The sequence below is a fragment of the Streptomyces sp. NPDC057543 genome (assembly GCF_042801895.1).
Classification (GTDB): Bacteria; Actinomycetota; Actinomycetes; order Streptomycetales; family Streptomycetaceae; genus Streptomyces.
In genome coordinates this window covers 1-4,558 of record NZ_JBHVFF010000447.1, presented here as the reverse complement: position 1 = coordinate 4,558, position 4,558 = coordinate 1, and the positions used below count along the sequence as shown (strand labels likewise).

Genomic DNA, 4,558 nt, shown 5'->3' with positions numbered 1-4,558 from the left:
GCTTCCCCCTGGTCGGGGGGAGCGGCCCTCGCTGGTTTGTCCAGGCGTCGTGTGCGGCCGCGGCCTGGACACCTCCGCCGTACGGCTGGTCTCGCCGGCCGATCGGATGCGGGTGCAGCGCGGGTTCCAGCCGACCACGCCCGCGGTCCGTGCCCGGCCGGCGGCCGAGAACGCGGAAGGGGCGGCGTACGCCGACGCGGTGTCGGAGTACGCCGCCCTCGGACGGGACGGGTTGCGGGGGGGCGGCCCGCGCGGTCGTCCCGGCTACTTCGGATCGCGGTTGAAAGCCGACTTCGACCAGAAGTAGCCGAGCACGGTGAAACCCAGACACCAGGCGACCGCGAGCCACCCGTTGTGTCCGATCTCGCTGCCGAGCAGCAGCCCGCGCAGGGTCTCGATGGCCGGCGTGAAGGGCTGGTACTCGGCGATCGGCTGGAACCAGCCCGGCATCGCGTCGACCGGGACGAAGGCGCTGGAGATGAGCGGGAGGAAGATCAGCGGCATCGCGTTGTTGCTGGCCGCCTCGGCGTTCGGGCTGACCATGCCCATCCCGACCGCGATCCAGGTGAGCGCCAGGGCGAACAGCGTGAGCAGCCCGAATGCCGCGATCCACTCCAGGGCCGTGGCGTCCGTGGACCGGAAGCCGATGGCCACCGCGACGGCACCGACGAGGACCACGCTCATGACCGACTGCAGCACGCTGCCGACGACGTGCCCGACGAGTACGGACCCGCGGTGGATCGCCATCGTGCGGAAGCGGGCGATGATGCCCTCGGTCATGTCGTTGGAGACGGACACCGCGGTGCCGATCGTGGTGCTGCCGATGGTCATCAGCAGGAGGCCCGGCACGAGGTAGGCGATGTACGCGGTGCGGTCTGCGCCGACGCCGCCGATGCCCGCGCTCATCACGTCGCCGAAGATGTAGACGAAGAGCAGCAACAGGACGATCGGCGTGAGCAGGAGGTTCAGGGTGAGGGACGGGTAGCGCCGCGCGTGCAGCAGGTTGCGGCGCAGCATCGTGGACGAGTCGCGCACGGCGAGGGAGAGGGAGCTCATCGGACGGCCTCCTTGGGGGGCTGGTTGGTGCCGCTGGTCAGGGCGAAGAACACGTCGTCGAGGTCGGGGGTGTGCACGGTCAGCTCGTCCGCCTCGATGCCGGCCGAGTCCAGCCAGTCGAGGATGGAGCGGAGCTCGCGCTGGGTGCCGTCGCTGGGGATCTGCAGCGTGAGGGAGTCGTCGTCCCGGGTGCCCTCGCGCAGCGCGAGGGCGGCGGACTGGTACGCGGACGGGTCGGAGAAGCAGAGCCGGACATGGCCGCCGGGGATCAGCCGCTTCAGCTCTTCCGCGGTGCCCAGGGCGGCGATCTTGCCGTCGTTGAGCACGGCGATGCGGTCGGCGAGCTCGTCGGCCTCCTCCAGGTACTGCGTGGTGAGGAGGACGGTGACGCCGTTGGAGACGAGTCCGCGGATGATCTGCCACATGTTGTGCCGGGAGCGAGGGTCGAGGCCGGTCGTCGGCTCGTCGAGGAAGATGATGCGCGGGTTGCCGACCAGCGTCATGGCGATGTCGAGGCGGCGCTTCATGCCGCCGGAGTAGGTGGAGGCGGGCTTCTTCGCGGCGTCGGTGAGGTCGAACCGCTCCAGCAGCTCGTCGGTGACCTGCCGCCCCTCGCGCTTGGACAGGTGGTGCAGGTCCGCCATGAGGAGCATGTTCTCCTCGCCGGTGATCAGCCCGTCGACGGCGGAGAACTGCCCGGTGACACCGATCGCGGCACGTACCGCCTGCGGGTCGGTGGCCAGGTCGTGACCGCCGACGTGCAGGTCACCGGCGTCGGCGGTGATCAGGGTGGAGAGGATTTTGACGGCAGTGGTCTTGCCCGCGCCGTTCGGCCCGAGCAGCGCGAACACGGACCCGGCCGGGATACTCAGATCGATGCCGTTGAGCACGGTCTTGTCGCCGTACGACTTGCGCAGACCGACGGCGGAAACGGCTGCGGGCGACTGCGGACCGTCACCTCGCCTAGATGTGGGCATGACAGAAGAAGGCATGGAGCCCTCCCTTTCGAAGGCTGAAGCGGCTGGGGAGTGGGCGAGTTGGCGGGGCCGGCGTTCAGGCCCGGGCGCGGCGTACGTCGATGTTGCCGTAGCGGGTCCGGGCGCGGACCTCGACGGTGTCCTCGGTCCTTTCGGGGGTCTCGGAGGCGGGGAGTGTGTTGCGCACCTGCCCGTGACCGGAGCTGACGTCGAGCCAGGCGGCGACGCCCTCGCGGATGCCGACCTCGATAGCACCGTAGGAGGTCTCCAACTGGACGGTGCCGCCGGCAACTTCGGCAACACGCAGGGTGCCGTGGGCGGTGGTGGCGACGACCGAGCCCTCGGCACGCGCGATGTCGATGTCGCCGTTGGCGCCGCTCACCCGCAGGTCGCCGGTCACGGTGCCGACGGTCGTGGTGCCGTGCGAGTTCTTCAGGACGGCGGGACCGTCGACGCGGCCGACGCGCAGGCTGCCGGAGCTGGTGGTGATCTCGGCCGTGCCCTCGACCCGGTCCACGGTGATCGAGCCGTGGGAGGCGGTCAGCTGGAGCGGCCCGGCCGTGTCGATGCGGACGTCACCGGACGAGGTCTTCACCCGGACCTCGCCGAGCCGGCCCTCGCCGAGCACCTGGGCCCAGGAGCCGGTCATCTCGATGCGTGAGCCCGTGGGCAGTTCGACTGTCACGTCGACGAGGCCGCTGGGCCCGACCATGCGGCGCTCCCTCGTCCTGACGGCCAGGACGCCGCTTGCGTAGGTGACCTCGGTCTGCTCGGCGGCCCGCATGTCCTTGTCCCGCTTCGGGTCGCGGGGTCGCACCTCCACGATGGTGTCGGGGCGGTCGCCCGCGCTGAACCGGATGGAGCCGGCGCCCACGTGGGCGGTGACGGAGATCGGCTCGGGAGTGTCGAAAGAAGGCATGGCTGTCCCGTCCTCTTGAGTCTTGTGGGCGTCCCCGCTGGTGGGACGTGGTGTTGGGTGAAGTGGTGCGGGGTGTTGGGTGAAGTGGTGCGGGCGGGGGCGGCTAGCGCACCCAGCCCGTGTAGCCCTGTCCGACGGTCCGGGTCTTCTCCGCCGTACGCGGCCGGGTGCCGCCGTCGACCGCGGTCGACACGGCGCGCACCAGCCACGCGTTGACCGACAGGCCCTCGCGGCTCGCGGCCTCCTCGGCGCGGGCCTTGAGGTGGGCCGGCAGGCGCAGGTTGACGCGGGCGGTGCCTCCCTCGTCGCCGTCGGCCGGGACCGGTGTCTTGAGTGGTTCGACGGGCGCGACGGGCTCCGCGGGGGCGCCACCGCCGGTGGGCGGCAGTGTCACCACGAAGTCGGGGTCGAGCCCGCGCAGCCGTACGTCGACCGAGCCGGGGGCGAGGTCGCGGGTGATCTCGTCCATCGCGGCGGAGAGCACGTTGAGCATGGTCAGCCGGGTCGCCGACTCCAGGGGAGCGGTGAGCCTCTCGGCCAGCTCGCGGGCTTCGTCGCCGCCGGCTTCAGCAGCCACCGCAAGTTCGCGGCGGAGGGTGTCGACATACGGGGTGAGGTCCATGACGCCATCATGGCACCATGATGGCGCCACACGCAAGCCCGGATGGCACCTCGCGCGGGGTGAACTCAAGGACGGCCGCCCTGAGCTGCGGAAACGCGAAGAGGGCGACCTGAGTATTTATGGCGCCGGGCGCGCCCATGCGCACCCGGGAGCATGGAATGACGCCGGGTGGCACCGGATGGCACCACCCGGCGCCACCCGGCGCCACCGTGTCTCATCCGGTCCGGCCGACCGGTGGGGCCGCGTACGGGTCTGCCGGCGACCGCCGTCGGCCTGTCGTTGTCGCCGCCGCGCCCGGCCCTGTCCCCGCCGGCACGCCCGGGGAGGGGACTTCCTGCCGAGCACGGCACTGACCGGTGACCGGTCCCCGGTCAGTGCCGCAGGGCTGTTCCCGCCTCGGCCTTGATCTGTCCCGACAGTTTGCGATTGCTGCGGGCCGTGGCTTCCTTGGCCGCCTTGGCGGCGACGTCATCGACCGTCACCACCACCGTGTCGAGCAGATTGCCATTGGGGTCACGGAAGTTGACCTGCACGATGTACGACTTCTTCGCGTCGGTGCTGTTCGTCACGGTGACCTTCGCGGTGGCGCGGCCGTCGTGGTCGGTGGCCGGCGCGGACAGCTTGACGTCGTTCTTGGCGTTCACGCCGTTCTTGAAGTTGTTGATCTTCTCGCTCGCGGCGGCCGTCGCCGAGGCCACCACGTCCGCGCCCCTGGATGCCACCGACGCCGCGGCGGACGCGGCCCCGGACGCCGTGCTGGAGGCCTTGCCGCCGCCGGAGCAGGCGGCGGCCATCGGCAGCACGGCCGCCGTCAGCAATGCGGCGCACAGTTCTCGCGTGGCCTTCTTCGTCATCGCGCCTCCCAGCGCTTGCCGGTCACTCGTCGCCCCAGTCAAAGCGGCTGCGGGTGCCGCCGCATGCCGTATATGCCGGACGGGTGACCGGCCGGGCCGGTGCGGCCGGGCCGGTGCAGCCGGGCCGGCC

Annotated in this window: 6 protein-coding genes; 1 reads left to right on the top strand and 5 read right to left on the bottom strand. The window is 71.1% G+C overall.

Annotated features, from left to right (window positions below):
• Nucleotides 1-307, top strand: a 307-nt coding sequence (locus ACFU8Q_RS39400) for a hypothetical protein (protein WP_384464412.1), incomplete at its 5' end; no start/stop codon positions are given.
• Here ACFU8Q_RS39400 and ACFU8Q_RS39395 read toward each other — a convergent pair.
• The 5 genes from ACFU8Q_RS39395 to ACFU8Q_RS39375 form a co-directional block, all read right to left on the bottom strand.
• Nucleotides 265-1,056: an ABC transporter permease gene (locus ACFU8Q_RS39395; protein WP_384464409.1), complete on the bottom strand. Its 792-nt coding sequence runs from the start codon at nucleotides 1,054-1,056 to the stop codon at nucleotides 265-267. The two genes, ACFU8Q_RS39400 and ACFU8Q_RS39395, sit on opposite strands and share 43 nt — an antisense overlap.
• The gene (locus ACFU8Q_RS39390) at nucleotides 1,053-2,048 is read right to left on the bottom strand and encodes an ATP-binding cassette domain-containing protein (protein ID WP_384464407.1); all 996 of its coding nucleotides are present in this window, start codon (nucleotides 2,046-2,048) and stop codon (nucleotides 1,053-1,055) included. Before ACFU8Q_RS39390 ends, ACFU8Q_RS39395 begins: the two co-directional genes overlap by 4 nt.
• A 61-nt stretch (nucleotides 2,049-2,109) precedes the next feature.
• Nucleotides 2,110-2,952: a DUF4097 domain-containing protein gene (locus ACFU8Q_RS39385; RefSeq protein WP_384464404.1), complete on the bottom strand. Its 843-nt coding sequence runs from the start codon at nucleotides 2,950-2,952 to the stop codon at nucleotides 2,110-2,112.
• 103 nt (nucleotides 2,953-3,055) lie between these two features.
• Complete coding sequence (locus ACFU8Q_RS39380) at nucleotides 3,056-3,574, bottom strand: hypothetical protein (RefSeq protein WP_384464401.1); 519 nt, start codon at nucleotides 3,572-3,574, stop codon at nucleotides 3,056-3,058.
• Between the two features lie 371 nt (nucleotides 3,575-3,945).
• A complete protein-coding gene (locus ACFU8Q_RS39375; protein WP_384464398.1) occupies nucleotides 3,946-4,428 on the bottom strand; it encodes a hypothetical protein in 483 nt (160 codons plus the stop codon).
• Nucleotides 4,429-4,558 lie beyond the last annotated feature (130 nt).

Excerpts from the sequence above, each read along its gene's own strand:
- ACFU8Q_RS39395 (WP_384464409.1), bottom strand. The coding sequence starts at position 1,056 with ATGAGCTCCCTCTCCCTCGCCGTGCGCGACTCGTCCACGATGCTGCGC.
- ACFU8Q_RS39390 (WP_384464407.1), bottom strand. The coding sequence starts at position 2,048 with ATGCCTTCTTCTGTCATGCCCACATCTAGGCGAGGTGACGGTCCGCAG.
- ACFU8Q_RS39385 (WP_384464404.1), bottom strand. The coding sequence starts at position 2,952 with ATGCCTTCTTTCGACACTCCCGAGCCGATCTCCGTCACCGCCCACGTG.
- ACFU8Q_RS39380 (WP_384464401.1), bottom strand. The coding sequence starts at position 3,574 with ATGGACCTCACCCCGTATGTCGACACCCTCCGCCGCGAACTTGCGGTG.
- ACFU8Q_RS39375 (WP_384464398.1), bottom strand. The coding sequence starts at position 4,428 with ATGACGAAGAAGGCCACGCGAGAACTGTGCGCCGCATTGCTGACGGCG.